28 protein-coding genes are annotated in these 26653 nt (G+C 53.6%); 9 read left to right on the forward strand and 19 right to left on the reverse strand.

The annotated features are described in order from the left end of the window. Positions 1–8: 8 nt before the first annotated feature. Positions 9–1313 carry a D-amino acid dehydrogenase gene (locus ACKWMY_RS06255; protein ID WP_024528760.1) on the reverse strand — a complete coding sequence of 435 codons (1305 nt, stop codon included), beginning with the start codon at positions 1311–1313 and terminating at the stop codon, positions 9–11. Positions 1314–1839: 526 nt separating this feature from the next. Here ACKWMY_RS06255 and ACKWMY_RS06260 point away from each other — a divergent pair. Next, positions 1840–3375, forward strand: a complete 1536-nt coding sequence (locus ACKWMY_RS06260; RefSeq protein WP_024528759.1) for a SpoVR family protein — start codon at positions 1840–1842, stop codon at positions 3373–3375. A gap of 67 nt (positions 3376–3442) precedes the next feature. Here the strand turns inward: ACKWMY_RS06260 and fadR are convergent, their stop codons facing one another. Further along, positions 3443–4162, reverse strand: coding sequence for a fatty acid metabolism transcriptional regulator FadR (gene fadR, locus ACKWMY_RS06265; RefSeq protein WP_021181184.1), 720 nt, complete (start codon positions 4160–4162; stop codon positions 3443–3445). Positions 4163–4405: 243 nt separating this feature from the next. Between fadR and nhaB the strand changes: the two genes are divergently transcribed. The 4 genes from nhaB to ACKWMY_RS06285 all read left to right on the forward strand — a co-directional run bounded on the left by nhaB (position 4406) and on the right by ACKWMY_RS06285 (position 8781). Beyond that, on the forward strand, positions 4406–5980 hold the full coding sequence (nhaB, locus tag ACKWMY_RS06270; RefSeq protein WP_024528758.1) for a sodium/proton antiporter NhaB: 1575 nt from the start codon (positions 4406–4408) through the stop codon (positions 5978–5980). Positions 5981–6102: 122 nt separating this feature from the next. Then, positions 6103–6633, forward strand: a complete 531-nt coding sequence (gene dsbB, locus ACKWMY_RS06275; RefSeq protein WP_024528757.1) for a disulfide bond formation protein DsbB — start codon at positions 6103–6105, stop codon at positions 6631–6633. 671 nt (positions 6634–7304) lie between these two features. Further along, the gene (locus ACKWMY_RS06280; protein WP_024528756.1) at positions 7305–8204 is read left to right on the forward strand and encodes a Kdo hydroxylase family protein; all 900 of its coding nucleotides are present in this window, start codon (positions 7305–7307) and stop codon (positions 8202–8204) included. 139 nt (positions 8205–8343) lie between these two features. Next, positions 8344–8781: a universal stress protein gene (locus ACKWMY_RS06285; RefSeq protein ID WP_024528755.1), complete on the forward strand. Its 438-nt coding sequence runs from the start codon at positions 8344–8346 to the stop codon at positions 8779–8781. A gap of 193 nt (positions 8782–8974) precedes the next feature. Here the strand turns inward: ACKWMY_RS06285 and ACKWMY_RS06290 are convergent, their stop codons facing one another. The 4 genes from ACKWMY_RS06290 to ACKWMY_RS06305 all read right to left on the reverse strand — a co-directional run bounded on the left by ACKWMY_RS06290 (position 8975) and on the right by ACKWMY_RS06305 (position 11775). Beyond that, positions 8975–9421, reverse strand: coding sequence for a YcgN family cysteine cluster protein (locus tag ACKWMY_RS06290; protein ID WP_021181179.1), 447 nt, complete (start codon positions 9419–9421; stop codon positions 8975–8977). A 212-nt stretch (positions 9422–9633) separates the two neighbouring features. Further along, positions 9634–10290, reverse strand: a complete 657-nt coding sequence (locus tag ACKWMY_RS06295; RefSeq protein WP_024528753.1) for a fumarylacetoacetate hydrolase family protein — start codon at positions 10288–10290, stop codon at positions 9634–9636. A 90-nt stretch (positions 10291–10380) separates the two neighbouring features. Then, positions 10381–11415 (reverse strand): lytic transglycosylase domain-containing protein, encoded by a 1035-nt coding sequence (locus ACKWMY_RS06300; protein ID WP_024528752.1) that lies wholly within the window; start codon positions 11413–11415, stop codon positions 10381–10383. An 87-nt stretch (positions 11416–11502) separates the two neighbouring features. Beyond that, complete coding sequence (locus ACKWMY_RS06305; RefSeq protein ID WP_021806638.1) at positions 11503–11775, reverse strand: YcgL domain-containing protein; 273 nt, start codon at positions 11773–11775, stop codon at positions 11503–11505. A 135-nt stretch (positions 11776–11910) separates the two neighbouring features. Between ACKWMY_RS06305 and minC the strand changes: the two genes are divergently transcribed. The 3 genes from minC to minE are packed head-to-tail and all read left to right on the forward strand — an operon-like array spanning position 11911 to position 13714. Next, a complete protein-coding gene (gene minC, locus ACKWMY_RS06310; RefSeq protein ID WP_409486044.1) occupies positions 11911–12603 on the forward strand; it encodes a septum site-determining protein MinC in 693 nt (230 codons plus the stop codon). Positions 12604–12628: 25 nt separating this feature from the next. Next, positions 12629–13441: a septum site-determining protein MinD gene (minD, locus tag ACKWMY_RS06315; RefSeq protein WP_065685655.1), complete on the forward strand. Its 813-nt coding sequence runs from the start codon at positions 12629–12631 to the stop codon at positions 13439–13441. Positions 13442–13444: 3 nt separating this feature from the next. Further along, a complete protein-coding gene (gene minE, locus ACKWMY_RS06320) occupies positions 13445–13714 on the forward strand; it encodes a cell division topological specificity factor MinE (protein WP_021181173.1) in 270 nt (89 codons plus the stop codon). A 234-nt stretch (positions 13715–13948) separates the two neighbouring features. Here minE and rnd read toward each other — a convergent pair whose 3' ends face one another. From rnd to ACKWMY_RS06345, 5 genes are all read right to left on the reverse strand, one after another. Then, positions 13949–15070, reverse strand: a complete 1122-nt coding sequence (gene rnd, locus ACKWMY_RS06325; protein WP_037434853.1) for a ribonuclease D — start codon at positions 15068–15070, stop codon at positions 13949–13951. A 90-nt stretch (positions 15071–15160) separates the two neighbouring features. Continuing rightward, positions 15161–16849, reverse strand: coding sequence for a long-chain-fatty-acid--CoA ligase FadD (fadD, locus tag ACKWMY_RS06330; RefSeq protein WP_409486045.1), 1689 nt, complete (start codon positions 16847–16849; stop codon positions 15161–15163). Between the two features lie 230 nt (positions 16850–17079). After that, complete coding sequence (locus ACKWMY_RS06335; RefSeq protein ID WP_074028783.1) at positions 17080–17670, reverse strand: Slp family lipoprotein; 591 nt, start codon at positions 17668–17670, stop codon at positions 17080–17082. A gap of 105 nt (positions 17671–17775) precedes the next feature. Beyond that, entirely contained in the window at positions 17776–18477 is a 702-nt protein-coding gene (tsaB, locus tag ACKWMY_RS06340; RefSeq protein ID WP_024528747.1) for a tRNA (adenosine(37)-N6)-threonylcarbamoyltransferase complex dimerization subunit type 1 TsaB, read from the reverse strand. A 72-nt stretch (positions 18478–18549) separates the two neighbouring features. Continuing rightward, a complete protein-coding gene (locus ACKWMY_RS06345; RefSeq protein ID WP_024528746.1) occupies positions 18550–20451 on the reverse strand; it encodes an ATP-dependent DNA helicase in 1902 nt (633 codons plus the stop codon). A 135-nt stretch (positions 20452–20586) separates the two neighbouring features. Between ACKWMY_RS06345 and ACKWMY_RS06350 the strand changes: the two genes are divergently transcribed. Beyond that, the gene (locus ACKWMY_RS06350) at positions 20587–20931 is read left to right on the forward strand and encodes a RidA family protein (RefSeq protein ID WP_021181167.1); all 345 of its coding nucleotides are present in this window, start codon (positions 20587–20589) and stop codon (positions 20929–20931) included. Positions 20932–20994: 63 nt separating this feature from the next. Here ACKWMY_RS06350 and mdtI read toward each other — a convergent pair whose 3' ends face one another. The 8 genes from mdtI to ACKWMY_RS06390 form a co-directional block, all read right to left on the reverse strand. After that, positions 20995–21324, reverse strand: a complete 330-nt coding sequence (gene mdtI / locus ACKWMY_RS06355; protein WP_024528745.1) for a multidrug/spermidine efflux SMR transporter subunit MdtI — start codon at positions 21322–21324, stop codon at positions 20995–20997. Then, positions 21311–21679: a multidrug/spermidine efflux SMR transporter subunit MdtJ gene (gene mdtJ, locus ACKWMY_RS06360; protein ID WP_024528744.1), complete on the reverse strand. Its 369-nt coding sequence runs from the start codon at positions 21677–21679 to the stop codon at positions 21311–21313. Before mdtJ ends, mdtI begins: the two co-directional genes overlap by 14 nt. A 553-nt stretch (positions 21680–22232) precedes the next feature. Next, positions 22233–22979, reverse strand: coding sequence for a 2-dehydro-3-deoxy-phosphogluconate aldolase (gene dagF, locus ACKWMY_RS06365; RefSeq protein WP_409486046.1), 747 nt, complete (start codon positions 22977–22979; stop codon positions 22233–22235). Between the two features lies 1 nt (position 22980). Continuing rightward, entirely contained in the window at positions 22981–24090 is a 1110-nt protein-coding gene (gene dgaE, locus ACKWMY_RS06370) for a D-glucosaminate-6-phosphate ammonia lyase (protein WP_409486047.1), read from the reverse strand. A gap of 10 nt (positions 24091–24100) precedes the next feature. Further along, positions 24101–24961, reverse strand: a complete 861-nt coding sequence (locus tag ACKWMY_RS06375; protein ID WP_409486093.1) for a PTS system mannose/fructose/sorbose family transporter subunit IID — start codon at positions 24959–24961, stop codon at positions 24101–24103. Further along, positions 24961–25707 (reverse strand): PTS mannose/fructose/sorbose/N-acetylgalactosamine transporter subunit IIC, encoded by a 747-nt coding sequence (locus ACKWMY_RS06380; RefSeq protein WP_021806649.1) that lies wholly within the window; start codon positions 25705–25707, stop codon positions 24961–24963. Before ACKWMY_RS06380 ends, ACKWMY_RS06375 begins: the two co-directional genes overlap by 1 nt. 32 nt (positions 25708–25739) lie before the next feature. Continuing rightward, on the reverse strand, positions 25740–26225 hold the full coding sequence (locus ACKWMY_RS06385; RefSeq protein ID WP_024528742.1) for a PTS system mannose/fructose/N-acetylgalactosamine-transporter subunit IIB: 486 nt from the start codon (positions 26223–26225) through the stop codon (positions 25740–25742). A 2-nt stretch (positions 26226–26227) separates the two neighbouring features. Further along, positions 26228–26647: a PTS sugar transporter subunit IIA gene (locus ACKWMY_RS06390; protein WP_409486048.1), complete on the reverse strand. Its 420-nt coding sequence runs from the start codon at positions 26645–26647 to the stop codon at positions 26228–26230. Between the last annotated feature and the right edge of the window lie 6 nt (positions 26648–26653).

Raw genomic sequence — 26653 nt, forward strand, 5'->3', positions numbered from 1 at the left:
ATTGGGGTTCAGCGTGCCGGGTGCACGTCATTCAAGGGAACAACAGGTCCCTGCCGAAAGTCTGCGCGGTAACGCGCCACCGCCAGATCGTCTGAAGCAATGGCCGGGGTGATACCAGAGATCAAGTCGGCAAGCAACTGCCCGGAGCCGCAGGCCATCGTCCAACCCAAGGTGCCATGGCCGGTATTTAAATAGAGATTTTTCAGCGGGGTGCGCCCCACGATAGGCGTGCCATCTGGCGTCATCGGGCGCAGCCCCGTCCAGAATGTGGCCTCTTCAACCCGTCCACCGTTCGGGTACAGATCGCGTACCACCATTTCCAGCGTTTCACGCCGCTTCTGCTCCAACTGGGTATTGAAGCCAACAATTTCCGCCATACCGCCCACACGGATGCGCTTATCGAAGCGAGTGATGGCAATTTTATAGGTTTCGTCCAGCACGGTAGAGAATGGCGCGGCCGCTTCATCGGCGATCGGGATGGTTAATGAGTAACCTTTCAACGGATAAACCGGAATGGACACCAGATCGCGCAGTAGCGCGGTTGAATAGGCGCCGAACGCCACAACATAGCTGTCGGCAGTCATGATTTCACCATCACACTGCACGCCGGTAATTTTATCTCCTTCCACCAGCAAACGTTCAACGTTGCGGTTAAACAGGAAGTTGACTCCAGCCTGCTGAGCCAGCTTGGCCAACTGCTGGGTGAACAGTTGGCAGTCCCCGGTTTCATCATTCGGGAGTTGTAAGCCGCCAGTAAGCTTGTGAGCAACCTGCGACAACGCCGGTTCAACCGTCGCCAACTGGCTGGCCTCCAGCAGTTTGTAAGGCACCCCGGCATCTTCCAGCACGGCAATGTCCTTGGCCGCGCTATCAAACTGCTGCTGGGTGCGGAACAGTTGCAGTGTGCCACCTTGACGGCCTTCGTACTGGATACCGGTTTCCTGACGCAGAGCTTTAATGCAGTCGCGGCTGTATTCCGCCAGACGCACCATACGGCCTTTGTTGGTCATATAGTGGGCGGTGTCGCAGTTTTTCAGCATCTGCCACATCCAACGCAGTTGGAAACTGCTGCCGTCTAGGCGAACTGCCAACGGCGCGTGACGTTGGAACATCCATTTAATCGCCTTCAACGGTACCCCAGGTGCTGCCCAAGGTGCGGCGTAACCCGGAGATATTTGCCCGGCATTGGCCGCACTGGTTTCCAAGGCTGGCCCGGGTTGACGGTCGATCACCGTCACCTCATGGCCCGCTTTTGCCAAGTACCACGCACTGGCAACCCCTACCACTCCGCTACCTAAAATAACCACTCTCATCGCTGACTCCAGCCCAAGGATCGATAAAGCACAATCTACCAATAACAGGAAATTAACTCAGTGGAAAAAACTACTCAACAACTCGTTTATTAATCGTGACAACATTCACAATTATTTTATCGTCGATGCGCCCGGCTTTGGCAATAGCGGTCAAAAAATAACGATAAGATACTGTTAAAGCGCATTTTGCCGATAAAACAGGCTCTGTATCCCCACAAGACATCGGCGAAAATCTCCAGTGGTACCTGGAATGACGACTCGCAACATTAAGAATATAAATCTGTTTAATTAAATATTTCAGGCTAATAATTCCAACCACCTCCATTGCGCATCAGTTTCCTCTGCTTCACGGTTCGAATGCCTGATTGAGTGCCGCCACAGGCCGCAAAGCCGGTTTGAGCGAAGCTGCCGCAAGTGGTTATCAATGCCCAGCACAGATGATTTCAAACGATTTATTACGACTTGGACTATCATTGTTAAAGGGTCTGCCAAAAGAGCCGACGCCGTTCATAACGAGGGTGCGCTGATGACTACTTCGACACAGAAAAAGGTTAAGGAAGATAAACGTCTGAGCGATGGACCGGACTGGACATTCGACCTGTTGCAGGTATATCTGGAACAGATTGACCGGGTTGCCAAACATTACCGGCTCGACACCTATCCGCATCAGATCGAGGTCATCACCTCCGAGCAGATGATGGATGCCTATTCCAGCGTCGGGATGCCGATCAACTATACCCACTGGTCATTCGGTAAAAAGTTCATCGAAACCGAGCAGCGCTATAAACATGGCCAGCAGGGGTTGGCCTATGAGATCGTGATCAACTCCAACCCGTGTATTGCCTATCTGATGGAAGAAAACACCATCACCATGCAGGCACTGGTTATGGCTCATGCCTGCTATGGGCACAACTCGTTTTTCAAAAATAACTATCTATTCCGCAGTTGGACCGACGCCAGTTCGATCGTCGATTATCTGCTGTTTGCCCGCCATTACATCAGTGAGTGTGAGGAACGCTATGGCGTGGAAGAAGTAGAAAAGCTGCTGGACTCTTGCCATGCGCTGATGAATTACGGGGTCGATCGCTACAAACGGCCACAAAAAATCTCGCTGGTGGAAGAAAAAGCCCGCCAAAAGAGCCGTGAGGAGTATCTGCAAAGCCAGGTCAACTCGCTGTGGAAAACCCTGCCGCGAGTCGATCGCGAAGCCCTGCCGGAACAGGCCGTGCGTTTTCCACGGGAGCCGCAGGAAAACATTCTCTACTTTATGGAGAAGAACGCCCCGCTGCTGGAATCCTGGCAGCGTGAAGTGCTGCGTATCGTGCGCAAGGTAAGCCAGTATTTCTACCCACAAAAACAAACGCAGGTGATGAACGAGGGCTGGGCCACCTTCTGGCACTACAGCATCCTTAACCACCTGTATGACGAAGGGCGCGTGACGGATCGCTTTATGCTCGAATTCTTGCACAGCCATACCAATGTGGTCTACCAGCCACCGTACAACAGCCAATACTACAGCGGCATCAACCCGTACGCACTGGGCTTTGCCATGTTCCAGGACATCAAGCGGATCTGTCAGTCGCCGACCGAAGAAGATCGCTACTGGTTCCCGGATATCGCCGGCAAAGACTGGTTGGATACCCTGCACTTCGCCATGCGTGACTTCAAGGATGAGAGCTTTATCAGCCAGTTCCTGTCACCGAAGGTGATGCGTGATTTCCGCTTGTTTACCGTGCTGGATGACGACCGCAACAATTACCTGGAGATTTCAGCAATCCACAACGAAGCGGGCTACCGGGCGATACGTCAGGAGTTGTCGGCTCAGTACAACCTGAGTAACCACGAGCCCAATATTCAGATCTGGAATGTAGATCTGCGTGGCGATCGTTCATTAACGCTGCGCTACATTCCGCAGGACCGGGCGCCATTAGATAAAAGCCGCAGAGAAGTGATGAAACACCTTCATCGTCTGTGGGGGTTCGACATTATTCTGGAGCAGCAAAACGAAGATGGCAGCGTAGAATTGCTGGACCGCTGCCCACCAAGACCCAACGCATTATAAAGTAGCAATATGACAAAGGGGCGCATGCAGCGCCCCTTCAACTATCTGATTTCGTGAATGACGCGAATTAACGACGCGCTTCGGTCAAATCGCTTGGCATAGTGCCCTGCATGCTCTGCCAAATAGCCCCGCTCTCTTTACCGTAGTTACGCACGCAATCCATCACCTGATCGTACATCTTCTCATGACACAGGCTAGACAGCTTGTTGTAGAAGGTCAGTGCGAGTTTGCGCGCTTCCGGGTTGGAGAAGTAATAACGACCAACGCGGGTATATAGCCCTTTCAAGCCATTGAGGATCAAACCATAAATCGGGTTGCCCGAAGCAAAGGCCAAACCACGGAAAATTTCATAGTCGAGCTGGTTGAAGGCATCCGCCTGATCGTCAACCAGCGCCGCTTTAGCCAACACTTCCTGCGCCTGCTCCGGGTGGTTACGCACCGCCGCACGGATAAAGATCGAGGCAATATTGGTCCGCACCGACAGTAGATTATCGATCAGCTGCGGTACGCTGTTGTGATCGAGCCGGGCCAGGGTTTCCAGAATATTAAGGCCGGAGGTTTCCCAGAAATTGTTCACCTTGGTCGGTTTACCGTGCTGAATAGTCAGCCAGCCATCACGGGCCAATCGCTGTAGAACCTCACGTAATGTGGTGCGCGTGACGCCAATCAGTTCTGAAAGCTCACGTTCCGCGGGCAAAATAGAGCCGGGAGGGAAGCGGTTATTCCAAATACTTTCAATAATATACTCTTCCGCGAAACCGGCAGGACTCTGCGCCTTTATAACCATGTGTTTGATGTTCCGTAACGACGATAATCAGTAATTGTAATCGGCAGATCATACCAGATCGCCGGGGCATCACATAGCGTGAGCCAAAAACAATAAACGAAAGTGTGCATAAGCTGGCAAAAAGATGAAAAAAACCACTTCGCCGAAATTTCAGTCTATTGGGTCATCCTTATTTGCATCAGGCCCACTGCCGTTGTTAGGGTATGACGAGCCAACTCACTTTAAGGTTTCGCAAAAACAAGCATGGATATGACAATACGCTCGGCTTTGGTAAAGAACTTTCTCGGGGCGTCCCCCGACTGGTACAAACTGGCCATCATCAGTTTTCTGGTGATCAATCCCTTGGTGTTTTTTCTGGTCAGCCCTTTCGTGGCAGGCTGGTTACTGGTTATCGAGTTTATATTTACTCTGGCGATGGCTCTGAAATGCTACCCGTTACAGCCCGGTGGACTACTGGCCATTGAGGCAGTGTTGGTCGGCATGACCAGCCCCGCACACGTGAGCGCGGAAATTGCCAGTAATCTTGAGGTGTTATTGCTGCTGGTGTTTATGGTGGCAGGCATCTACTTTATGAAGCAGTTGTTGCTGTTTGTGTTTACCAAACTGCTGCTGAACATCCGCTCAAAGATGCTGCTATCGCTATCCTTCTGCGTTGCCGCGGCACTGCTCTCTGCCTTCCTGGATGCTCTGACCGTGGTGGCGGTAGTGATTAGCGTCGGCACGGGTTTTTATTCGATCTACCATAACGTTGCCTCCAATCAGAAGACCGATATTAGTGACGATAGCCGCCTGGAAGATGCTGACCATAAACAGACGCTAGAACAGTTCCGAGGATTTCTGCGCAGCCTGCTGATGCATGCAGGCGTAGGCACCGCGCTCGGGGGCGTGATGACCATGGTGGGCGAGCCGCAGAACCTGATCATCGCCAAAAGTGCCGGATGGGGCTTCGGCGAATTTTTCCTGCGCATGACCCCCGTCACGCTGCCGGTGTTCGTTTGCGGTCTGTTGGTTTGCCTGCTGGTTGAACGTTTTGCGGTATTTGGCTACGGCACCAAACTGCCGGAACAGGTGCGTAGCGTACTGAAAGAGTTCGATCGCCAGGCAACGGCCAAGCGTAGCCGCCAGGAAAAGATGAAGTTGGTGGTACAGGCGTTAATCGGCCTCTGGCTGGTCATTGCCTTGGCCTTCCACCTGGCGGAAGTGGGCCTGATTGGCCTTTCAGTGATCATTTTGGCGACCTCGCTGTGCGGCGTAACCGATGAGCATGCGATCGGCAAAGCTTTTCAGGAAGCCCTGCCTTTTACCGCGTTGCTGACGGTGTTCTTCACCGTCGTGGCGGTGATCATTGAACAGCAGCTGTTTACTCCGGTGATCCACTATGTGTTACAGGCACCGCCGAGCTCACAGCTTTCCCTGTTTTATCTGTTCAACGGCCTGCTCTCTTCCGTTTCTGATAACGTTTTTGTCGGTACGGTATACATTAACGAAGCGCGGGCGGCACTGGCGGATGGAGCGATTTCACTGCAACAGTTCGAACTGTTGGCGGTAGCGATTAACACCGGTACCAATCTGCCATCGGTGGCTACACCCAACGGGCAGGCTGCTTTCCTGTTCCTGTTGACTTCTGCCCTGGCGCCGTTGGTACGCCTGTCTTATGGCCGCATGGTCTGGATGGCGTTGCCTTACACGTTGGTGTTGACTCTGGTTGGCCTGCTGTGTGTGCAGCATACCCTGGCACCGTTAACGGACCTGTTTACCCAATGGCACTGGTTAACGCCGCTACCACTTGACGCGACGGCCCCAATCGCTGCACATTAGCCGCCATGACCGACCCCGCAAGCGACGATATTTTTCACTGAATCGTCGTTAGATAGCTGGCAGCGGGGATGAATTGGTTTACACTGCCGGTTCAATTGCTTACTGCATGGAAGAATATAGATATGTTGCAATTCTTTAACCGCTGCTCACAGGGGCGCGGTGCTTGGCTGTTGATGGCTCTGACTGCATTGGTACTGGAGTTGGCGGCCCTCTATTTTCAGCACGTGATGCTGCTACAGCCTTGCGTAATGTGTATCTACGAACGTGTCGCGCTGTTCGGGATTTTGGGAGCGTCGCTGCTTGGTGCATTGGCACCAAAGTCGCCGCTACGCTATGTGGCGATCCTGCTGTGGATTTACAGCGCCTGGGAAGGCCTGCAGTTAGCCTGGAAACACACGATGATCCAGCTGCATCCATCGCCGTTTAATACCTGTGATTTCTTTGTCAGCTTCCCATCCTGGCTGCCGCTAGACAAATGGGCACCGGCGGTGTTCCACGCTTCGGGTGACTGCTCGGTGCGTCAGTGGCAGTTCCTGTCGTTGGAAATGCCACAGTGGCTGGTGGGGATTTTTGCTGCCTATTTGCTGATCGGGATTGTGGTCCTGCTCAGCCAATTTGTCCGCCAACGTAAACGCGATCTGTTTGGCCGCTAACGGTTTAACATCGCAAAAACGGCGCCTGAGGGCGCCGTTTTTTATGGCCGCTGACAACCTATCTCCGGGCTCACAGCATAGGGAACTGCATGACGCTGCACCCGTTAGGATCATCAATCGTATCGCGTGTGGTAAGCAAACAACTTCAAGTATGGGTAAAGTAATACACGAGCACAATCAGTACTCCAGCCACGGCAAACAGGCGCACCATCTTCATCATCACATTCTCATCACAGGGCGGAGGTGCCGACAAGCTACCTAAGATTTTGTTTAAAAAGAAGCATCCCCCAGGCGATTACGGCGTAATTTACATAACATTAAGTTTTGTTGTGGCTCCCCGCCGATATCTCGCCCAATCTTTGACAATTCCGCCCTTTCAAGCACAGATATATTGACTACACTTAATCACTGATTGGCCGTTTTTCATTCACCATATTAATACTTTAAGGCGGATATTAATAAAATGATGACATATATAAGCCACTCCCCTCATCCGCCCTGATTTATTTACCCTCTCGTTTAACTTTCGTTTAACTTGGCTGCCCGATTAGGGGGCTATTTCGGCTATGCTCTGCATGATAAACGCCTACGTCTACCAAGACCGCAGGCGCTCCCCCACTGAACAGTCGCAGCCAATAAGATAGACAGGGTATTTTGAGCAAGGGAACACTATGTCAGAAAATAAAATCAATCTGCAATCGGCCATCACAACGCTGCCCTATTTAGACTGGAATGCCACCTCCTGTGCCAATCTGGATGCAGTAGCCGAATTGGAAAGCGGCAAGGTGCTCTATTTCCCTCATCTGGCCTTTAATCTGACCGACGCGGAAAAAACCTTACTCACCCCAGAGTTGGTCGATCCTAAACGCAAAAATATTAGCTACCAGCCAGAACAGCAAAAGCTGACGGGGGTTGCGCTTGAGGCCAAACGCGAAGCGGTACATAAATTACTGGCTCGGCACTATCAAGCCTGCCAGCATTTAGTCAATTCCGTCCTGCCCGAATATCGGCACGCAGTGCAAATGCCCACCAACAGCCTGCGCCTGCATCCTATATCCGCCTGGACAGCCACGACCTCATGGCGCAAGGACGACCGCCGCCTGCATGTGGATGCGTTCCCTTCGCGCCCCAATTATGGCAACCGTATTTTACGCATATTCACCAACATCAACCCTCACGGTGAAAGCCGCCAGTGGCGCGTTGGGGAGCCGTTCCCGGAATTGGCACAACGTTTTCTGCCACGCCTGAAACGTTATTCGCCCTTCTCCAGTTGGTTGCAAAATAAAGTTGGCATTACCAAAACACGACGTAGCCACTACGATCACCTGATGCTGCAAATGCACGATGCGATGAAGGCAGATAAAGACTATCAGGAAAGCGGCCCCCAGCAGGCGGTTGAATTTCCCCCTGGAAGCAGCTGGATCTGTTTTTCCGATCAAACCCCGCATGCCGCCATGGCCGGGCAATATATGCTGGAACAAACCTTTATTTTACCAGTGAGCGCCATGAAAAACCCGCACCATGCCCCGCTGAACGTCTTGCAAGACATGTTACACAAGCCATTGATATAGAAACCTGGCTTTTCAGCCGATCCGCGGATTATTCGGTGGATCGGCCATAACTTCGATCTGTGTCACCCCAATGTTGCAGCAAATTTGGTAGATTAATCACGCAGTAGTATGCACATCACCTACTCATTATGGAGGTTGTATGTACAAGACTATCTTAGCGCCCATTGATTTGGCAGAAATCGAGTTAACACAGAAAGTCATTCCCACTATTAATTCACTGGCAAGCATCGACTACCCGCATATCCATTTCCTCGCCGTACTTTCCCCCATGCTCTCATATTATGAGTATGGTCTGTCGCACCCCGAGCGGTTGCTGCCCAGCGATGATGAGCGGATACAAATTGCGCTAGCGGAGTTAAAGAAAGCCGTTACGGCGTTTGATATCCCGGAAGGTCGAGTGCACTGTTCGGTAGAGATCGGCGCGCCACGGGATCGGATTTTAAATTTTGCAGATGAGATCAGCGCCGATCTGATCGTTGTCGGTTCGCGCAGGCCAAGTATCACTACCTTCTTGCTTGGCACAACGGCATCATCGGTCGTCAGGTATGCCAAAACCTCGGTCTTGGTGGTGCGATAAGCCTACTGCCCAGACCGCTTTTAATACCGCGACACCACAAGCTTGAGACAGGTGGGAGTCAATGCAGGTTAGCCGCCCGTTGAGCGCAGGGATGCGCGATTCGCCCCCCACAGGTTCACGGCGTGTCGGCGTTCTACTCTCACCTGTAACACTATTCGATACAGCTAGTTAGTTTATTTCGACATACCATTACTCACCTAGCCCAGCTAGGTTTGTTAAGAATATGGTCCTGCCAATCCACGACTTCACTTTCACGCACCGCGATATGGCGTACGGTAATGCGCTCACCGTGCATTGCCGCTTTTGATCCGCTGACCAACGGGTGCCAGTCGAACAAGGGTTTACCCTCGCCAATAAGGCGATAGGCGCAGGTTGGCGGCAGCCAGTCGAACGTGGTGAGGTTTTCGCGCGTCAGCTTGATGCAGTCTTCTTCCAGCTCAAAGCGGCGCTCGTAGTTGCGGCATTGGCAGGATTTGATATTGAGCTGATCGCAGGCCACGTTGGTGAAGTAAATCTCATCGGTATCTTCATCGATCAGCTTGTTCAGACAGCATTGCCCACATCCGTCGCACAGCGATTCCCACTCTGCCTCAGACATTTCGTCCAGCGTCTTCTGTTGCCAAAAAGGGAGTTGTGACATATCGACTTCCGAAAATAGGTAAATGAACAAACCACCTGCAAGCAGGTTCAAGGGGGCACACTATATAGACACTCAGCGCAAAAGGAAATGTTTCCCCGGCTGCCCCTGCCAGCCGCAACGACATCCAACGTGGATAATTACAGTGTAAGGCACCAAAGAGGTTTCTGCCTGCAGCACCCAGAAAGCCCGACAGGCAGAAAGACAGAGCGGGATTAAATCACTCGGGTACTGAGGGTTTTACCGTTAAGCGAAATTTTCAGCATATCGCCGGAAACCATTGGCCCGACCCCTTGAGGAGTACCGGTCAGAATGATGTCGCCCGCACGCAGCGTAAAGAAACGGCTCATATAGGCGATCAGCGGCAAGATCGGATTGATCATATCGCGGGTATTGCCCTGCTGGCGCAGTTCGTCATTGATCGACAAAGACAACTCGGTATTTTGCGGATCGCCAAATTCAGCCACAGGAATAAAGCCGGAGATTGGGCAAGAGCCATCAAACCCCTTGGCTTTTTCCCAAGGTTGCCCCGCCTTCTTGAAGCCGGCCTGCAGATCGCGCAAGGTCAAATCCAGCGCCACGCCATAGCCCGCAATGGCACGGGCCACACGATCTTCATTGGCCTGCTTTAACGGGGTGCCAATCAGCACCGCCAACTCGACTTCATGATGAATCGACCCCAGCCCCTTGGGGATCGCTACCGGTTGACGAATATCACACAATGCCGTTTCAGGTTTGATAAACAACACCGGCTCAGGCGGGGTGACACTCCCCATCTCCTTGATGTGATCGCTGTAGTTGCTGCCTACGCAAACCACTTTGCTTACCGGGAAATCAAGCAACGCTCCTTGCCAGTCTCTATGTTGATACATACCGCCTCTCCCAACCACAGTGTAAGGGCCAGATAATCTCAGCCCATGATACGTACGGGGTGCCATGCCAGGCACCTGGTAGTTACCGACCTATTGACCGATACCGTCGGCCATCATTCCCACGCTGATCGCGAAATAATACGAACGATTCCAGTGCATGAGAGTACGGAAGTTATCATAAACTAGGAATGCGCGTCCTTGCATATCATCTGGAGCAATCACCCAACTACGCAAGCCTGAGGCTGGTAAAGGTGATCCATCCGCTAACACCACCCCTTTAGCCGCCCACTGTTCCTCGCGATGCCCCTGGGAATCTTTCAACCCTAGTTGTTCAGCATTGAATTGCGCGGGCAGTTTGACTTCACGGCCCCAACCAACCCCAGGCTGCCAGCCTTCGGTAGCCAGGTAGTTGGCGGTGGAGGCAAACACATCGTCGAGATTATTCCAGATATCGATTTTACCGTCACCGTCCCCATCTGCGGCATAGGTCAAAAACGAGGTCGGCATAAACTGGCTCTGCCCCATCGCCCCCGCCCAAGACCCTTTCAGGTTGCCCGCATCAACGTGGCCCTGCTCAATAATCTGTAAGGCTGCCATCAACTGTTTGGTAAAGAACGCTTCACGGCGGCCTTCAAACGCCAGCGTCGCCAACGCAGAAACAACGTCTTCCTTACCCTGTATCTTGCCAAAGGCGCTTTCCATACCCCATAGCGCGACAATATATTGCTCCGGGACGCCATAACGTGCCGTCACTCGTGCCAGCCGTGGCTGATATTGCTGACGCATCTCGCGGCCCCGCTGGATCTTCCACGTGGGCAACACTCGGCTGAGGTAATCATCCAGCGTAATTTTCTTTTCCAACTGATTACGATCGGCATTAATCACCCGATCGACAAAATGCGCGTTGGCAAACGCGTTCTCAACGGTAGCCGCTGGGATACCCTGCTTGATGGCCCGCCGCTTCAGTTGTTCCACATAGGCCGGGAACTCCGCGGGATCACGCCCGGTTTCGGCCAGCGTACTCCCGGCAGGCGGTGCAACAGGTGCAGACGCAGGAGCCGCCCCCACCTGTTTAACGCAGCCAGCCAAAAGGAGCAGCGTTAGCATCATCGACATCTTCTTCATGATTTTCCCTACCTGTGACGACCTGCCGCCAGATGCAGATGATGCTTAAAAGCTGGCGTTAACACAGGGTTGAAAATCGACGCCAGGTTATTTGTTGGCGTCAGACAAATGAAGGTTTAATAGGTTTTCCACCGGCGGTGGGAACTGCAGATAAAACCCTTCCTGTTTTAGGGCTTCTTTCACCTTCTCGATATCCGCTGAGGCCAATTTCTTACGCCCGTCGAGCGACAGCATCATGGCATACTGCGGAGTGCCAAAACTTTTCATCAGATCTTCCGGCACCCGAGAGAAATCGTCTTTTTTTTCGACATAAAGATAAGTCTGATCGCGCTTGGCACTTCTATAGATGACACAAAACATTTTTAAAACTCTATTTAATTGAGGCAGCGTCTTGCCTGGATATAACTCTGACTATAACATGCTTATAGTACTTCGGAATATCGCACCCCGAGTGGTATTCCGGGGATTTAAGTTGCTGAGACTGAGTCAGGATAGATGTCACAATCGCCAATTGAGCTAAAAGGCAGCAGTTTTACCCTATCGGTGGTTCATTTACATAATTGCGAACCCGAGGTAATACGCCAGGCACTGCAAGAAAAGGTGGAACAAGCGCCAGCTTTTCTCAAAAATGCCCCTGTTGTTATTAATGTTGCTACGCTGAACGGCGACGCAGACTGGAAAGAAATTCAACGGGCTGTCACTGCGGCTGGGCTGCGCGTGGTCGGCATCAGCGGTTGCAAAGATGAGCGGCAGAAACGGTCCATCGCCCGCGCCGGTTTGCCACTGCTCAATGAAGGTAAAGGCCAGAAGGCGGCCCCGCAGGCTCCGGTGATCGCACCAGTGCCTGATAATGCCACAGCCAAAACACGCATCATCAGTACTCCTGTCCGTTCAGGTCAACAGATTTACGCCCGTAACAGCGATTTGATCGTCACCAACAGCGTCAGCGCCGGTGCCGAACTGATTGCCGACGGCAATATTCATATTTACGGTAGCATGCGTGGCCGTGCACTGGCTGGCGCCTCTGGCGATACCCAGTGTCAGATTTTTTGCACGCACCTGGGTGCTGAGCTAGTCTCTATCGCAGGGCAGTACTGGTTGAGCGATCAGATCCCGTCCGAGTACCTCGGGCAGGCAGCAAGGCTCAGCCTGTTGGATAATGCTTTAACCATACAACCTTTAAATTAAGCCCTTTTGACAAGGAATCCATTTCATGGCACGCATTATTGTTGTTACATCGGGTAAAGGGGGCGTTGGCAAGACCACATCAAGTGCGGCCATTGCGACCGGCTTGGCCCAGAATGGCAAGAAAACCGTGGTGATCGACTTTGATATCGGTCTGCGTAATCTTGACCTCATCATGGGATGTGAACGCAGGGTAGTTTACGATTTCGTGAACGTTATCCAAGGTGACGCCACGCTGAACCAGGCGTTAATCAAAGACAAGCGCACCGACAACCTCTACATTCTGCCCGCTTCGCAAACCCGTGACAAAGACGCACTGACTCGTGAAGGCGTGGAAAAAATCCTCAGCGATCTCGACGAGATGGCCTTCGAATTTGTGGTTTGTGACTCACCTGCAGGGATCGAATCCGGTGCCTTAATGGCGCTGTACTTTGCCGATGAAGCCATCATCACCACCAACCCGGAAGTGTCTTCAGTACGTGACTCCGACCGTATCCTGGGCATTCTGGCTTCCAAATCACGCCGTGCCGAGAGAGGGGAATCCCCGATCAAGGAACATCTGCTGCTAACCCGTTACAACCCGGGCCGCGTCAGCCGTGGCGACATGTTGAGCATGGAAGACGTGCTGGAAATCCTGCGTATTCCACTGCTTGGCGTGATCCCGGAAGATCAGTCGGTATTACGTGCCTCTAACCAGGGCGAACCTGTTATTCTTGATAGTGAGTCCGATGCCGGTAAGGCCTATGACGATACCGTTCACCGCCTGTTAGGGGAAGAACGCCCGTTCCGCTTCATCGAAGAAGAGAAAAAGGGCTTCCTGAAACGCCTTTTTGGGGGATAAACCATGGCTCTGTTAGACTTCTTTCTGTCCCGCAAAAAATCAACAGCCAGTGTAGCCAAGGAACGGCTGCAGATTATCGTCGCAGAACGTCGTCGTGGGGACAGCGAACCCCACTATCTGCCCGATTTAAAGCGCGATATTCTTGCGGTAATTTGTAAATACATTCAGATCGACCCCGAAATGCTGCACGTGCAATTCGAGCAGAAAGGGGACGATATTTCGGTACTTGAACTTAACGTGACGCTACCGGAATCGGAAGAAACGCCTAAATGATTGCGATGCAATGAGTGCCTCCTGTATATTTTTATACAGGAGGTCACTGTATATTCGTCCAGTTATAAACGCGCTCGTAAAAATAAAAACTCCGCGCTATTGAGATAACTCTCAGTTCTTTTTGACACCACTTTCTTTATGGTGAATGCTGGCGATCAAGATTTTCTTCGCTTTATTTTTAGCGAGATGAAACGGAACAGTTTGTTTTAAACTGCCCCGCCTGATGTTTAACGATTAATAATCCTGTAGGATCGCCTGCAACGGCGCGGCTAATAGCTCGCCACGCCAGCCACTGATTAACTCAGGCAGCGAGTCACTCTCTTTCAATTTCCAGTGCCAATTCAGCAACTGGTTAATCTGCCGCCGCGAAGCCAGCAGTTCGACGCTAAGGCCACTCTGCTCACTCACCAACGTAATGGCAGCCTTAATCTCCTTGAACACTTTCTTATAGCCAGGATGATCGACCAGGTTGCTCAACGGTGCCGGCAAGGCTGATTCATCCAGAGCATTCGCTTGCGCCACCAGCGCCACCAGGGTTTTGCCATGATAGCGGATCTCCGGGCCACTCAACCCCAGCGCCTCCAGTTCACCGAGCGAGCCCGGCATATAGCGCGCCACGGCCCATAGGTTCTCTTCACGCACCACAAAGTTCACCGCCAGATCGCGTTCGCGCGCCTGACGCAAACGCCATTCAGCCAGTTTTTGCAGGCAAGCCAACTGGCGAGGACGTAACTGCCAGGCATTGGTGATTTCACGATAGGCCAATTCCGGCGCTAGCGCCTCACTGCGCCGTTGGCAGAGCAAGCAGCACTCGTTATCGGCTGCAGCGGTCCAACCCGCCTCCTCAGTCTCCTGCACCAGTTGCTTGGCCATCGGCAACAGATAGAACACATCAGCCGCGGCATAAACACATTGGCGCTCGGTCAATGGTCGTGCCAGCCAGTCGGTACGCGATTCACTCTTATCGAGATCGACCTGCATATACTCCGTCACCAGCTTGGCAAAGCCACAGGACAGCGTATGGCCGCTGAAGGCCGCCAGGATTTGGGTGTCGACCATCGGTGTCGGCAGCGTCTTGAAGGCGTTCAGAAACACCTCCAGATCCTCGCTACCAGCGTGTAGAAATTTCACTACGGCGGTATCGGCCAGCAGGTCGATAAAGGGTTGCCACTGCTTGATGGGAAGCGGATCGATCAGGGAAAGTTGTTCACCATCGTATAGCTGGATCAGGCCTAACTGCGGATAATAGGTACGCGTGCGGACAAACTCGGTATCCAGCGCCACCTGGGCGTAGTTTCTTGCCTGCTCGCAGACCTGCTGCAATCCGGCGTCGGTAGTGATCAACTGATAATTCAAAACATCATTCTCTTGGTGGTTTTTCATGATTCAAACACAACAACGCCGGCTATTCACCGGCGCTGTTGAAAAGGAGCAGTAACGATTGGCCTAGGCGGCATCGGCAGCCTTGGGCTTTTTCTGTTCGTCACGCAGTTCCCGTCGTAAGATCTTGCCGACGTTCGACTTCGGCAGTTCGTCACGGAACTCAACAATTTTTGGCACTTTATACCCTGTCAGGTGCCGACGGCAATGGGTTAGCAACTCTTCTTTGGTGAGTGAACCATCTTTCTTCACCACACAAATCTTCACCGCCTCACCCGAGGCATCGCTGGGCACCCCGATGGCCGCACATTCCAACACTTTCGGATGCTGACTGACGACCTCTTCGATCTCGTTCGGATAGACGTTAAAACCAGAAACCAGGATCATATCTTTCTTACGGTCAACGATGCGGATAAAGCCCTCATCATCCACGGTAACGACATCCCCGGTCGCCAACCAACCATCGCGCAACACTTCGTCCGTCGCCTCAGGGCGTTGCCAATAGCCTAACATAACTTGCGGCCCTTTAACCCAAAGTTCACCGGGTTGACCGAGCGGCACATCTTTGCCGCCATCATCCACCAACCGGATATCCGTAGATGGCACCGGTAGGCCGATGCTACCGCTGTAATGCTTCAAGTCATGCGGGTTGCCAGCAACCAGCGGAGAACACTCCGTCAGCCCATAACCTTCCAGCAAATGATGCCCGGTCAGCTTTTCCCACTTTTCCGCCACCGATCTCTGCACCGACATCCCTCCGCCGACAGAAAGCCGCAGCGTGGAGAAGTCGAGTTTCTGGAAATCTTCATTGTTCAAAAGCGCATTAAACAGGGTATTTACCCCAGTCATGGCGCTGAACGGATATTTTGCCAGTTCCTTCACCAAGCCCGGAATATCACGTGGGTTGGTGATCAGCAGACTACGGCCACCTAACTCGATAAACAGTAGGCAGTTCACCGTCAACGCAAATATGTGATACAGCGGCAAGGCGGTGACCACCAACTCTTGCCCTTCACGCAGTAACGGCACATAAGCCGCCTTGGCCTGTACCAGGTTGGCCTGCATGTTGCGGTGGGTCAGCATCGCGCCTTTCGCCACGCCGGTAGTGCCGCCGGTATACTGCAGGAACGCCAGATCGGTATTGATAATATCTGGCTTCACGTATTGCAGACGGCGTCCACGCTGCAACGCGCTACGAAACGAGATGGCATCCGGCAGGTCATACTTGGGCACCAGCCGCTTGATGTACTTCACCACAAAGTTGACCAGCGTCCCCTTGGCTGCGGAGAGCTGATCGCCCATACGGGTCAGAATAACGTGTTTAACCTGCGTTTTGAACACCACCTTTTCCAAGGTGTGGGCAAAGTTGGAGACGATGACAATCGCGCTGGCACCGCTGTCGTTCAACTGATGTTCCAACTCACGGGGGGTATACAGCGGGTTGACGTTGACCACCACCATCCCCGCCCGCAAGATGCCGAACAGGGCGATCGGATACTGCAACAGGTTGGGCATCATCAGTGCCACACGGTCGCCTTTTTTCAGCCCCAACTCATTTTGCAGGTAGGCAGCAAACGCTCGGCTACGCTCTTCCAGCTTGCGGAAGGTCATCACCTCACCCATGTTGATAAAGGCGGGTTGATCCGCATAACGGGCAACCGCATTCTCAAACATTTCGATCAGGGATGTGTATTGATCGGCATCGATTTCTGCCGGAACATCCGCCGGGTAACGTTTTAACCAGACCTTTTCCAAGCTATTACTCCTGAAATCATTACTAATTATCATCGTAGCCCCCAAAATTGCAGCCAAACTTTAACAATATTTTAACTCAGCGTACCAGTTTGGGTTTTAAACAATATTCAGGTTGCGATGTGCGTCACTAATTGCCGACACAACCGCACAACAAAAAAAGTTAAGGCGGCCATTAAGCCGCCCTAAAGTGTAAAAACTATCCTACTTGCCGAGACCTGAAACCTGCGTCCTTACTCCGTAACGAATGTTTGTACTTGCGCCGGACCTGGATTATACCAACCATACCCCCCGCCCCAGCCTGGGCCCCACGGGCCATTATGCCAGCCCCACGGCCCCATAGGCTGTGGTGGCATCACAATCTGCTGGGCAATGCGCCAACGCTTGAAGCCGGTCGCATCCATGGTGACAAAGCGGTAAGGCGTCATGCCAATCTTGCCGTCCCGTAGGCCGGTGATCGGCCCAACCACGGTGACCAGTTGCCCTCTGAAGTCGACCGGATCGAGGAAACCGTTAACTGAAGCCAGCAAACGGCCTTGCGAAGGTTCCCCCAATATCGGGCGAGCGCCAGAATCCAGCGGCACCGCCGCAATCTCCAGAATGGTACGCCCACGTTCATTAGCCACCGCAACGACGGTACCGCCGAAGCGTGCTTCTGCACCGGTAAACTGTTTCGGCGCGTTTTGCACCATCGACAGTTGATCGACCGGCGTGGGGCTGGTGCCTTGGATGGCATCCGGAATAGTCACACAGCCAGAGAGCGCCAACACGCTGCCTGCGATTGCCAGCGTTAACAGCTTTTTACTCAAAGTACGGGTTAACATCATCGCAATCTCCTGATTTAGCTGTAACTTCGACAACACACCTTAGCGCAAGTTGCAGGCGGAGCTGTTTTCTATCGGCGACAACTGTAGATTAACTATAGGAAACTATTCGCGTCCCGGTAGCTTCTTCCATGTCACTTCATTACGCAAATAGGTCGGCTCAGCATTTTCCACGCTGACCGCCAGGCCCTGTTGCCAAGCCTGTAGCGCCAGAGGCAGCATATCTTCGGCCTGCGGCAACAGCATTTGCCCGTCGGTAACGTGCAGCGAGGAACCGGCAACCAAATCCGGGTAGGTTTGCCAGCCGGTACCCACATGCGCCCAATCGCCTTGCAAATGCTGCGCACGCTCCAGAGCCTGCTGTGGAGACAGCACCGCTTCCCCTTCGCTTTCCAGCCACTGGCCATCAAGCTGACGTTCAAACTGGCCCCAATAGACCTCGCCCATGCGGGCATCGATTGCCGCCAACACTCGTTGTGCGCCGGTCATGCGCCAGGCACCTTGCGCCATGGTTTGCAACGTGGAAATCCCGAGCATCGGCAGCTCGGCGCCAAGCGCCAACCCTTGGGCAATACCAATACCGATACGCACGCCGGTAAAGCTACCGGGGCCACGGCCAAAGGCCAAGGCATCGAGTTGTGAAAGGGATAATCCAGATTCGGCCAGCACCTGCTGCACCAGCGGCAAAATGCGCTGGGTGTGCTCGCGTGGGCACAGTTCAAACAGGGCGTGAACTTCGCCTTGATTCCAGATAGCGACAGAACATGCTTCCGTCGCCGTATCGATCGCTAAAATTCGCGTGGACATGCCAAACCTCAGGCGGGAAATATCAGTGGTTTCATACAGGGCGCGCATTGTAGCACACCCCGGAAGTCGCGCCTATTCACCCTTGAGGAAGGCAATAGCCTGCGCCAGATCGCGGGTACGCGGCGTTGGCGGCAGGCTGTTGAGGAACACCTCACCATAAGGGCGCATCACCAGGCGGTTATCACAAATTACCAGCACGCCCCGATCGTCAGTATCGCGGATCAGACGGCCAACCCCCTGCTTGAGCGTAATCACCGCATCTGGCAGTTGCACGTCGTTGAACGGATCACCACCGCGTAAACGGCAATCTTCAATGCGCGCCTTCAGCAAAGGGTCGTCCGGCGAGGTAAACGGCAGCTTATCGATAATCACGCAGGAGAGCGCATCACCGCGCACGTCCACCCCTTCCCAGAAGCTGCTGGTCGCCACCAGTAACGCATTGCCCGCTTCGACAAACTGCGCCAATAGCTGACCCTTGCTGGTTTCCCCTTGCAACAGCACCGGCAGCGTCAAGGTGGCGCGGAACTCTTCAGCCAGCTCACGCATCATCTGATGCGAGGTGCAGAGGAAGAAACAGCGGCCCCGGTTGGCCTCAATCATTGGCCGCAGCATTCGGGCCAACTGACGTGCGCCACCAGGTTGATTCGGCGAAGGCAAGAAACGTGGTACGCATAGTAGCGCCTGATTGGCATAGTCAAACGGGCTGGGTAACAATAGTGTTTTGGCCTTATTCAGCCCCAAGCGGTCTGTAAAGTGACCCATTTGCTCATTCACCGACAGCGTTGCCGAGGTGAAAATCCAACTGCCCGGCTTTTCATCCAGCATCTCGCGGAAGCGGTCTGATACCGTCAATGGCGTCAGCGCCAACACAAAACTGCGTGAGTTACATTCATACCAATAGCTGAAGCCGGGTTCGTTAACCTCTTTGAGCCGCTTAAGACGGGTGCGGAACTGCGTAGCACGCTCGAAGGCGGCATCCAGCAACGCCGAACGGCCAAGGGAAAGCTTGACCACGTCGTAACACAGTTCCAACGCATCATCGAGTAGCAGCAAGGCGCGCTGGACGTTAGGTTGAGAAAGCACCTCACGAAGGTTACCGCGAAAACCCGGTTCCCCCAGCGCTAAACGGAAATCCTGCGTACTCTGGCTAAGGCGATCAGCGCTCTTTTGCAACTGTGCGCTATCGCGTACCTCGGTGCGGTAGGCAATGGTAATGTCTTTGGCCAGATCCATCAGTTGGCGGCTGGTCAGCTGCTTGCCGAAGTATTGGCTGGCGATATCCGGGATCTGATGCGCTTCGTCGAAGATCATCACGTCCGCTTCCGGGATCAGTTCGGCAAAACCGCCCTCCTTGACCACCATATCCGCCAGAAACAGATGATGGTTAACCACCACCACGTCGGCATCCATTGCCCGGCGTCGGGCCTTGACCACGAAGCACTCTTTATATAGTGGGCAATCGCTGCCCAGACAGTTATCGTTGGTGCTGGTCACCAATGGCCAGACAAAGCTGTCTTCCGCCACATCGCTGCACGAGCTGATATCCCCTTCTTCCGTCAGGGTTGACCAACTGCGCAGCCGTACCAGATCGATCAGCGTCTGGCCAGCCAGTTCGCCACCGGCCATGGATTGCTGCTCCAGACGTTCCAGGCACAGATAGTTGGAACGCCCCTTCAGCAGCGCCAGCTTGCCTTTATATTTTAATGCCTTGGCCACGGTGGGCAGATCGCGGGCGTAAAGCTGATCCTGCAAGGCCTTGGAGCCGGTGGAAATGATCACCTTGCGCTTTGATCGCAGCGCCGGTGCCAGATAGGCGTAGGTTTTACCGGTGCCGGTTCCTGCCTCGACGACCAGTTCCTGTTTGAAATTGATGGCTTCCGTTACCGCCTCTGCCATCAATCTTTGCGGTTCACGGGGTTTGAACCCTTTAATTGCCTGCGCCAATGCGCCTTCTGGTGCGAAATCGTCTGCCACGCTATCTCTCTGCCGGTATCATTCAGCGGTGATTATGCCAAGCCTGCCACGCCGCTACCACCGACTTTATCCACTCGCACACATCCGTTCCCGGCTGTGATACGCTTATGACGTTGATGATAAGGAGATAATTGCATGAATATCGAACGAATTGATCCGGCACAGCGCTGGTCAGAAGCGGTGATCCACAATGACACCGTTTATTACACCAGCGTCCCGGAAAATCTGGACGATGACGCTACGGCGCAAACCGCCAACACCTTGGCCGCTATCGATGTGCTGTTGGAGCGAGTGGGTTCGGACAAGAGCCGGATTTTAGACGCCACCATTTTCCTGGCCAACGGCGATGATTTTGCCGCCATGAATGCCGCCTGGGATGCCTGGGTGGTTGCAGGCAGCGCGCCGGTACGTTGTACCGTAGAAGCGCGTCTGATGAATCCTAAATACAAAGTTGAAATCAAGATCATCGCGGCGCTGTAAAACAAAAACCGCAGGTCATACCCTTAAACCAAGAGTAGATACCTGCGGTTTTTTATTTGGCTGTTAAGCCAGTTTGATAATGACCATCCCCGTCAGTAACAGGGCCAACCCCATCCAGCCTTTGGCATTAAGCCGTTGACCGAACAGGATCCAACCGGCGGCGATAGTGGCCGCGATACCGAAACCGCCCCACAATGCATAAGCCACCGAAAGATCGATCCCCTTTACCGCCTGCGCCAGCGCGCTGAACGCCCCTAATACCGATACCAGAGACAGCAGCCCCAGCCAAATTTTGCTAAAACCGTTAGACATCTTCAGAAAGATGTTGGCCACAATCTCCAGTACGATGGCCAAAGCCAGAAACCCAATATGGTACAACTCAAGCTGTTGCATGGTTGTCACCTCGTGGGCTGACCTGTTTTCGTGGCTTGCGGGTGCCAGATTTCACCAGCAGGATCCCGGCAATCAACGCCACCAGACCCAGCACTTTCAGCGCAGAGATTGGCTCATCAAACAGCATCACGCTAAACAGGGTAATAAACAGGATACCGATCCCTTCCCATAAGGCGTAAGCAACGCCCAGGGCCACGCGTTTTACCGCTAATGACAGCATGATGTAAGACAAGGTGATCATCACGTACATGACGATGTGTCCGGTCATACCGCCGCTGACGCTAGCGTATTTCATGGACAGGGTGCCGATAATTTCGGCGGTAATGGCAAAGCCTAAAAAGATCCAATAAATCATAATTTTTCTCCCAAACGGCGAATCACGCACGCTAAGGCGTATTTATCCCAATCTATCTCATCAAACAGGCGCACGGCGGCGCTTGAGATATAGAAATCTCTGGGGATAAACCTACCCAAACGTATTAAAGAAGTTTGCCCGGCAACACCAAACGACGGGATGCGAACCCAGTCATCAGCACCGGTTAAGGGAGAAAGACGCTATAGCTCGCTGCACCAGTGATGCTCACTGGCAAGAATGGCAGAAAGGAAAAGTTGGCAACAAGATGTTCTGAGAGGCGTTCCATTAAGTTTCATCATAATTATTCTCTATCTTCAGCCGCACACCGTGCGATTTGCCCAATATCCTCATGAATGTAAAATTTTCAACTGCATTAGTTTTACCATAGCGAAAATCAGAAAGCAAACCGCCGTTTTCACATTTAGTGAAAAAAAATGAGTTATAAATAAGAGCCTTAATGTTTTTAAAAATTAAAAAAAGGCTCGGGTTTTCACCTGAGCCTTGTGAGAATTTCGCTAGCCGGCAAGTTCGGCAGATTCAGGCACCACGCACCTTAGCGCAGGATCTGTTTGATGCCTTCCAGCAGCAACGCGACCTCTTCGGCACGGGTCTCTCCACTGTGCGGATCGATGATGGAACTGTAAACATGTGGCATTACCTTGGCGACTCCGGCGTCAAGGCAGGTTTCCAGTATTGGCAGGAAGTTTCGCGTATCGATCCCGCCGGTGGGTTCGATCATGGTCATGCCATTGCGCACGCAACTTTCTGCCAATGCGCGCAGTTCTGCCAGCGACGATAAGCCGCCCATCGGGAAGAATTTGGCCGCGTGACCACCCAGATCGAGGATCATACGCACCGCGCTGTCACAACTCACCACGGCAGGCTCGCCCTGGCTGCTGTGAACCCCGGTGGAAATGATCACCTTCCCTGGCGTGCCGGTCGGCGAGATCAAGGCATTAATGCAGGTATTGCTGATGCCACGGGCCGCCAATGCACCTGCTGCAAAACCACAGCCGGTGAAAGTTTGGTTGACGTGTGCGGGCGCGGTGGCCGCCGCAATCATTGCCGCCTTATAAAACTGTGCCGCTGACCCCGCCCCCAAGCCAACGGAAATCGCCGGGATGTGCTCCATCCAGCGCTTCACCTCGGCCACGCCCTGTTCAACGTTGGTGAACTGCGCCGAGATCACACCGATAGCAGCATGTCCTTCGGCGGCATGGTGTACCTGTAATGCGTTAGGGATATCTTTGGCCAGCACGTTGATGGCCACGCGTCCCCGGTAAAAATCAAGCTGTTGCATGTTATCCCCTGGCTTGTTGCACAATTTCCGTCAGCCGCGCCACAATCAATGCAAAATCGTCGTCGCGCAGCGCCCGTGGATCGAAGCTGAAGATGCCTTGATTCAGCCAGTAATGACGGGTGTAAATCGCCACCTCGCCAGTGCGCAGTTGCTCTTCCACCTGATAGGCGGTTAATCCTGATCTGGAGGCGTCCACGCTTACCCGCACCCGATAAATCGCTCGCCCGGCTTCATCCTGTTCGATCTCCGCCTGTAGGCCGGGCAACGCGGATATCTGCTGTGCCAATTCGCGCAGCGCGGGTAATTGGCGGCTCCAGTCCGGCTGATGCTGCTGATAATGATCCAACGCCATCACCAGCCCCACCATGTTCTCTTTACCGATCTTCATCGCTCGCGCAATGCCGTTATGCTGAGCTTTGCAACAGGCGATCCATTGCCGGTCGCCGGTAACAAAACCAGAGGTCGGTGCATCCAACGCTTTAGCTCCGCTATACACCACCATGTTGGCCCCGGCTGCCACATAAGCCCGCAAATCTTCCTCTGCGGCCGCATCAACAATCAGCGGCAACCCGGCATCACGGGCCACGGCGACAAAATCGCTCAGCGCAACCATGCCCTTTTGCACACAGTGATGCGACTTGACGTAAAACAGTGCCGCCGTCTGCGCCGTGATGGCTTTTGCCAGTTGCCAGCGGGCAGCCAGATTGCTTTGCCCCACCTCTACCACCTTACCTCCTCCTAGCCGGATAGCGGTGGTGATCGGCGCGCCGTAGTCAATATTGTGGCCACGCAGCATGACGATTTCATTCGCCAAACCTTCACTGCACGGCATCTGCGCCACCCGCTCCGGCTCCCCTTGGGTGATGGCTGCCGCGACCGCAATAGCCACCCCGGCGGAAGCGCAGGAGGTCACATAACTGTCTTGCGCACCGGTATGCTGAGAGATGAGTTCGCCAACGCGATCCACCAGCGCATCAATCTCCACAAAGGCTGACGCCGCCTCGGCCGTGGCCGTCATCACGTCTTTCGGCACCGAAGAAACACCAAGGATGGTCATCTTGCCGCTGGCATTGATCACCCGTTTCAGCCCGAGCCGTTGATAAATATTCATCGTTGCTCCGTTACAAAATGCCTAGCAGGGAACACACCACGCTCAGTACCACCACCGAAAGCAGAATGGTGGTATAGCGCGGCCCTTTTTTGACCAGATAGAAGTAGATTGAAAACACCGCAGCCAGCGGCAACAGGCCGGGGGCGATGGAGTCCAGGATCTGTTGCACCACCACTTCGGAGCCTTCCAACGCGCTGATTTTCAGCGGCGAGGTGATCTTGACGTAGCTGGCAGACAGCGCCCCCATCATGATCAGCCCGAGCACGTTGGCCCCGTAGATCAGCTCTTTTATCTTGCCCCCTTGCAACAGCCCGATGATTGACTCCCTTCCCAGCGTGTAACCTTTGTGGGCCAAGCCGTAGCTGATCGCCATGGTGATCACGGTATACAACACCACCGGCATGATGCCGCCCATGGCGCTGCCGTTAGCCGCGAAGGGTATGAAGATGGCGATCAACAGCGGCATGATCGCCGCCCAGACCACCGAGTCACCAATCCCGGCCAGCGGCCCCATCAGGCCGGTTTTAATCCCGGTGATGGACGAATCGGAAATCGGCTCGCCACGGGTCTTCTGCTCCTCCATGGCAATGGCTACGCCCTGGATCACCGCCCCGAAAGTCTGTTCGCTGTTGAAGAAGTTCAGGTGGCGTTTCAGCGCCTCAACCTGCTCTTCTTTCTGCGGATAGAGCTTTTTGATAATCGGCGTCATTGAGGCGCAGAAAATCAGGCTCTGTAAACGCTCGTAAGAGTTGGAGACTTCGGCTCCCAGCCAGTAAATAAACCAGGCCTTGGTGATGTCCCGCTTGGTCAGCACGTTGGTTTGCCGTGCTCTTTCTACCAGCTCGTGTTGCATGATATCGCTGATCATGATCAGGCTCCTTCACCTTTGGCCATGTTTTTAACCAAGAATGCCGCACAGGTACCGAAGATGGCCATCGCCATGATGTCGACCTTGAGATACAACACCGCGAAGAATCCGGCAATAAAGTAAGGCAGCAGGCTTTTCTTGCCGATCACCATGATGGTGATCGCAAAGCCCAGCGCTGGCAGGATGCCGCCCATGATTTCGAACGAGTGGGTCAGCCAGTGTGGCATCAGCGCCAGGAATTTCTCGACCACGCCCTGGCCGAAATAGTTGGCGGCAAACACCACCGGGAAGCGGATCACCAGGCCAAGCAGTGCCGGATACAGGAAGGCACAGCGCATGATCCCGCTGATATTGGCCTCTTCCGCGTGCTTATCGGCCATATGCACCCAGACGGCGTTCACGGTACGGCGTAACTGGTCAACGAACACGCCGATCACCCCAAACGGGATTGCCAACGCGATCGCCAGATTGGGATCCATTCCCGCTTTCACGGCAATCGGCAGCGCGATACAGGCCGCCAGCGCCGGATCTGAAGGGACGTTCCCGCCCGGCGTAGAGGTGACGCCCAGATACACCAACTGCATCCCGGCACCGATAATCATCGCCGTTTTCATGTCTCCAAGCAGGAAGCCGACGAAGACCGCGATGGCGATGGGTTGAACCAACATCCCCGAGAGGGTGTAGCCCAAGCGCAGGCGGGCAAACCAGTAATACAGCCCCATACAGATGGCAACGGTCAAGTTATCCATGTTATTGCTCCTAATCGATCAGATGCCGAATATCAGAACTTCTTCAAAATATCTGCCAGTGCCTGCGGCTTGTCTTCCGGGATGGTCTGGAAAAATACCGTCACGCCGCGTTGCTGCAGATCGCGCAGGATCGTCACATCAGCCTCATCCAGCGTAATGTTCTGGAATACCGCTTTACGGTTCGGCCCACCACCCAGGCCACCTACCTGAATATTTTTGACGTCAAACCCGTCAACCACCGCTTGTTGCACCGTAGCCAGGTTCGGGAACAGCACCAATACGTTGCCCTCTCCCAGTTGGTTCTCCCGCCAAGCAGCCGCAAAGCTCTGGTTGCTATAGCAATCCACTTTCACATTCGGCGGAGCGGCCATCAGATAGATGCTTTTCATAAACGGATCGGCTTCCAGCTCATCACTCACTACCGCGATACGGTTGGCTTGTGACTGCCCAACCCACTTGGTGACGACCTGGCCGTGGATCAAACGGCTGTCAATGCGACATAAAACGATGTTGGCCATGATTATTTTTCCCCTGATGTTATTGATTTAATTTGTTTAACTACATCGAGGCAGCTGTTGCGCCCCAGTTCAACCAACTCATCGAGATGGTTGAGAAGATTGCCCTGTTCGCGTAAATCGATGGCGGCCAGCAGCATGGTGGCGTTCAGGCCGGAAATCACACCGATGGCGTAGTCACGGCTCAATCGTGCCGCCACGTTGGAGGTAGTGCCGCCGATAAAGTCGGTGAGGATCAATGAGCCCTCCGGCATGGTTTTTACCTGTTGTTCAACGCGCTCATGGAACTCCGCCAGCGTGTCGACCGGCATCAGCGCGATATCGAACACCCCACTGGTTTCGCCAATCACCATGCGGACGCTTTCGCGCAGTTGTTGGCCCCAGCCACCGTGGGTCAGTAGTAAAATCTGTGGTAATGCAGCCAAAATGGC

Source organism: Serratia sp. J2 (genome assembly GCF_046269175.1).
Taxonomy (GTDB): Bacteria; Pseudomonadota; Gammaproteobacteria; order Enterobacterales; family Enterobacteriaceae; genus Chania; species Chania fonticola_C.

Coding starts and splice junctions, on each gene's coding strand:
- dagF (WP_409486046.1), bottom strand. CDS start 22,979: ATGCAACAGCTTGATTTTTACCGGGGACGCGTGGCCATCAACGTGCTG.
- ACKWMY_RS06255 (WP_024528760.1), bottom strand. CDS start 1,313: ATGAGAGTGGTTATTTTAGGTAGCGGAGTGGTAGGGGTTGCCAGTGCG.
- ACKWMY_RS06295 (WP_024528753.1), bottom strand. CDS start 10,290: ATGTATCAACATAGAGACTGGCAAGGAGCGTTGCTTGATTTCCCGGTA.
- minC (WP_409486044.1), top strand. CDS start 11,911: ATGTCACAATCGCCAATTGAGCTAAAAGGCAGCAGTTTTACCCTATCG.
- dgaE (WP_409486047.1), bottom strand. CDS start 24,090: ATGAATATTTATCAACGGCTCGGGCTGAAACGGGTGATCAATGCCAGC.
- ACKWMY_RS06335 (WP_074028783.1), bottom strand. CDS start 17,670: ATGTTAACCCGTACTTTGAGTAAAAAGCTGTTAACGCTGGCAATCGCA.
- minE (WP_021181173.1), top strand. CDS start 13,445: ATGGCTCTGTTAGACTTCTTTCTGTCCCGCAAAAAATCAACAGCCAGT.
- minD (WP_065685655.1), top strand. CDS start 12,629: ATGGCACGCATTATTGTTGTTACATCGGGTAAAGGGGGCGTTGGCAAG.
- ACKWMY_RS06380 (WP_021806649.1), bottom strand. CDS start 25,707: ATGGATAACTTGACCGTTGCCATCTGTATGGGGCTGTATTACTGGTTT.
- mdtI (WP_024528745.1), bottom strand. CDS start 21,324: ATGCAACAGCTTGAGTTGTACCATATTGGGTTTCTGGCTTTGGCCATC.
- ACKWMY_RS06285 (WP_024528755.1), top strand. CDS start 8,344: ATGTACAAGACTATCTTAGCGCCCATTGATTTGGCAGAAATCGAGTTA.
- fadR (WP_021181184.1), bottom strand. CDS start 4,162: ATGGTTATAAAGGCGCAGAGTCCTGCCGGTTTCGCGGAAGAGTATATT.
- ACKWMY_RS06280 (WP_024528756.1), top strand. CDS start 7,305: ATGTCAGAAAATAAAATCAATCTGCAATCGGCCATCACAACGCTGCCC.
- ACKWMY_RS06350 (WP_021181167.1), top strand. CDS start 20,587: ATGAATATCGAACGAATTGATCCGGCACAGCGCTGGTCAGAAGCGGTG.
- mdtJ (WP_024528744.1), bottom strand. CDS start 21,679: ATGATTTATTGGATCTTTTTAGGCTTTGCCATTACCGCCGAAATTATC.
- dsbB (WP_024528757.1), top strand. CDS start 6,103: ATGTTGCAATTCTTTAACCGCTGCTCACAGGGGCGCGGTGCTTGGCTG.
- ACKWMY_RS06260 (WP_024528759.1), top strand. CDS start 1,840: ATGACTACTTCGACACAGAAAAAGGTTAAGGAAGATAAACGTCTGAGC.
- ACKWMY_RS06290 (WP_021181179.1), bottom strand. CDS start 9,421: ATGTCACAACTCCCTTTTTGGCAACAGAAGACGCTGGACGAAATGTCT.
- tsaB (WP_024528747.1), bottom strand. CDS start 18,477: ATGTCCACGCGAATTTTAGCGATCGATACGGCGACGGAAGCATGTTCT.
- ACKWMY_RS06300 (WP_024528752.1), bottom strand. CDS start 11,415: ATGAAGAAGATGTCGATGATGCTAACGCTGCTCCTTTTGGCTGGCTGC.
- ACKWMY_RS06385 (WP_024528742.1), bottom strand. CDS start 26,225: ATGGCCAACATCGTTTTATGTCGCATTGACAGCCGTTTGATCCACGGC.
- ACKWMY_RS06305 (WP_021806638.1), bottom strand. CDS start 11,775: ATGTTTTGTGTCATCTATAGAAGTGCCAAGCGCGATCAGACTTATCTT.
- nhaB (WP_024528758.1), top strand. CDS start 4,406: ATGGATATGACAATACGCTCGGCTTTGGTAAAGAACTTTCTCGGGGCG.